This window comes from Burkholderia sp. E168m23 (assembly GCF_016586125.1).
Classification (GTDB): domain Bacteria; phylum Pseudomonadota; class Gammaproteobacteria; order Burkholderiales; family Burkholderiaceae; genus Burkholderia; species Burkholderia orbicola.
The window spans coordinates 1-3,222 of the sequence record NZ_BCPP01000839.1 but is presented as its reverse complement, the minus strand read 5'-3'; the positions used below and the strand labels follow the sequence as shown (position 1 = coordinate 3,222).

Here is a 3,222-nt window from a genome sequence, read left to right as displayed (position 1 = left end):
TCGGATGATCTCCTCGTCCGGTGCGCTTCGACACGACGACCAATTGAACGAAACTGTTGAGGTGGACGTACAACCCGAAGAAGCTGTCGAGCACGCGCACGAACGACGCAAGGCTCGCGCCGACGAAGTGCTCCTCGTCGATCGTCAGCCGGATCTCGATGCCGCGCACGAAGGTCGCGAACGGCTTGCCGGGCAGCCACTGCACGGCGCCGCGCTGCTCGACGCCGGCCAGCCCGTCGATCTGGCGCATCGACACGGCCGTGCGCCGCAGGTCGTACAGCGTCAGCATTTCCTTCAGCGGCGCGAGGCCGTGCGCGACGAGCGACACGTGGTTGAGCGCGAGATGCGACACGAGCCGCCAGTGCGCGGCGCGGCCGCGCTCGAAGCGCACGCTCTGCGTCGGGCGGCGCAGCAGCGAGATGCCGCTCGTCTGCGCCCCGCCTTCCTGGAACAGGTCGCCGCCTTCGAGGCCGAACGCCAGCATCGAAGGCAGGTCGCGGTTCGTGCAGGTGAGGTCGAGGCTCAGCGTGTCGGTCTGCGGCGACGTCGGCTCGAAGTCGATGTCGACGATCGAGATCTCGGTTTCATAGCCGGGGCTCTTCTGCGCGACCCAGTCGTTGCGGCGCGCGAACCAGTAATGGCCGATGCGCGCCGATTCGCCGTGATGCAGCGAATAAAACGGCCGGAACTCGATCACCGATTCCTCGTGCGCCTGCTGCCGGACGAGCTTCACCGAGTCGATCGAGTACACCTCGTACGCGAACGCACGCCGCGCCTCGGCGATCACCGGATACGACACCGCGCGGTGCGTGATGCGGATCGGTTCGCCGTGCTGGCGGAACAGGTTGACGATCGGCGTGCAGAACAGCCGGAAATGGCTCGCCGTCAGCAATTCGAGCAGGCGCGCGATATGCGAATCGCTGCGCACGTCCTGCAGCACCAGATGCAGCGTCGCGCGCTGGCAGCGGCCCGACGCGCGTGCGATCGCCGCAAGGTCGAAGTCGACGAAATCGAACTTGTCGGGGAACGCGAAGTATTCGGTGAGCAACCGGTACGCGGGGTGCGATTTCGCCGGATAGTCGATCAGCGCGTCGTCCTCGGCGAAGCCGGCCTGCGCGATCGGCAGCTTGCGCAGCGCGGTCCAGCGGCCGTTGCGTTCGGGCTCGACGTACGCGCCGAGCACGTTGACGAACAGGCAGTCGGTCAGCGCGGCGACGAACGACTGCTCGCCGTGCAGGTGCGCGCGCAGCGTCGACAGCTTCAGCGCGCCGAGATCGAGCTGCGCGGCGAGCGATTCGAACGTGATCGAGATCACGCCCGTCGCGTTCGACGGCAGCACCGTCGCGCTCGGCGCGAGCGCGACCGGCGTATAGCGCGCCTCCGAGATGCGGATCGGCGCAAGCGTCACGTCGTAGGCGGTACGGAACCGGCATTGCACGCCGCGGATCGGACGGCTTTTCAGCTCGGTGCCGCGATCGATCACGACCGGTTCGGTCTGCTGGCCGGGCGAAGCCGGCGTGAACTGCGCGATCGAGCACGACGGGAACGGCCGCAGGTAGTGCGGATACAGCACTTCCAGCAGCGCTTCGGTGAATTCCGGGTAATCGTCGTCGAGCTTCTTGTTGATGCGCGCGCCGAGTAGCGCGAACGACTCGATCATCCGCTCGACGTGCGGATCCTCGCAATGCTCGCCGGACAGCGCGAGACGCGCGGCGATCTTCGGATAGCGTTCGGCGAAATCTCGCGAATAGCGCCGCAAAAACGATAATTCGCGTTCGTAATACGGCAGCAATTCTTCCATCGACGACCCCGAACCTCAATATTTCCTGCCGGACCTGATTGACCACCGGGCGGTCCGGCCCGCTCGGCGGCTTGATTTACTGCATGCGTGCCGCGCGTGCGCGCGTGACCGAATACTGCAGCGTCGACGGTTGCAGCATCGCGTCGAAACTGACCGGCTCCTCGGCCGGGTGCACGACGAGCAGCGCCTGGATCGCGAAGTACAGCGCGTTGGTGGCTTGCTCGTTCAACTCGAACGTCACCTGCACCTGCTGCAGGCGCGGCTCGTGGCGCGCGATGGCCTGCTGGATCGACTTGCAGATGAATGCGCGGTCGTAGTGGCTCGCGAGGCTCAACCCCGCGAAATCGTTCAGCCCGTAGGTCAGCACCGACTTCTGGCATTCCGGCAGCGCCGCCAGTTCGTTCTCGGTGTGCGCGATACGGGTGTTGAGGATCGCCTCGACGTCGCGGGCGACCGTGTTCTTGAGCTCGTCCAGCGACAATTGCCGCATCGCAGCCGAGGCCGGCAGATGCGGTTCGTCGTCGAACAGCTTGTCGAGAAAACTGGGTTCGAATCGTTTCATCGGCCGGTGTTGACAGCGAAAACGACAACGGGACGCGACGCGCCCCGTTGCCGCAACCGACCTTAGACCGCGTAGGTCTTGTCGTTCTTCGTCAGACTCCAGGCGCCTTGCGTGTTGCCGCCCTGGTTGCCGCCGATCTTCTGCTGGGTTTGCTTCCACTGCACGGCTGCGTACTTCAGCGAGAACGTCTCGAGCGGCAGACCTTCCTCGCGAACGCTCGGCGCGATGCTCGAGATGATCACGTACTTGAGCTTGACTTCCAGATACTGCACGCGCTTGCCTTCACCGTCAGCGCGCGAGAAATGGACCGTCACTTCGTCGAACGTGGTACCGCCCGAAGCGTGCTGATACAGCAGCGGGCTCGACGAATCGATTTCCTTCGTGAAGATCATGTCGCCGTGCTCGCAACGCGTCATCGTGTGACCGCCAGCGGTCGATGCGGTTGCCGAACGCGGCTGAACGATCGAGTGATCCCACGATTTCAGTTCGATCCAGCCCTGGTGGTCTTTATCCGCGGATTCGCCCTTCACCGCGGGACTACCAAACTGCAAGTGCATATGTAACATGGCCCTTCGACTCCCCAAAGAGGTGGTTTTAACGTCCTACCCAGGCGGCCCGCCCGGGCGATTTACTCGCTTATGAATTTGCCGGTTTGGGCAGATCAGCGACAAGTCGCAGAGAAATCGAGAGTTCGTCGAGCTGAAAGTGCGGGCGCAGGAACGCGACCGAACGATACGAGCCCGGCTTGCCCGGAATCTCCGACACTTGTATGGATGCCTCGCGCAGCGGAAATTGCGCTTTCTGTTCCTGCGAGGCGTTGTCGTCGAGCAGGACGTACTGCGAAATCCACCGGTTGAGG

General features: G+C 64.0%; 3 protein-coding genes and 1 pseudogene. All 4 read right to left on the bottom strand.

The window, feature by feature from the left end:
* Window positions 1-1,801 (bottom strand): type VI secretion system baseplate subunit TssF (gene tssF, locus JMF90_RS30560; protein WP_201325843.1); only part of this gene is annotated, 1,801 nt, incomplete at its 3' end.
* 76 nt (window positions 1,802-1,877) lie between these two features.
* On the bottom strand, window positions 1,878-2,363 hold the full coding sequence (tssE, locus tag JMF90_RS30555) for a type VI secretion system baseplate subunit TssE (RefSeq protein ID WP_006477092.1): 486 nt from the start codon (window positions 2,361-2,363) through the stop codon (window positions 1,878-1,880).
* A gap of 62 nt (window positions 2,364-2,425) precedes the next feature.
* The gene (locus JMF90_RS30550; protein ID WP_006477093.1) at window positions 2,426-2,929 is read right to left on the bottom strand and encodes a type VI secretion system tube protein Hcp; all 504 of its coding nucleotides are present in this window, start codon (window positions 2,927-2,929) and stop codon (window positions 2,426-2,428) included.
* Window positions 2,930-2,999: 70 nt separating this feature from the next.
* Window positions 3,000-3,222, bottom strand: a pseudogene (locus tag JMF90_RS30545) (type VI secretion system contractile sheath large subunit); the annotation flags it as partial.

Excerpts from the sequence above, each read along its gene's own strand:
- tssE (WP_006477092.1), bottom strand. The coding sequence starts at position 2,363 with ATGAAACGATTCGAACCCAGTTTTCTCGACAAGCTGTTCGACGACGAA.
- JMF90_RS30550 (WP_006477093.1), bottom strand. The coding sequence starts at position 2,929 with ATGTTACATATGCACTTGCAGTTTGGTAGTCCCGCGGTGAAGGGCGAA.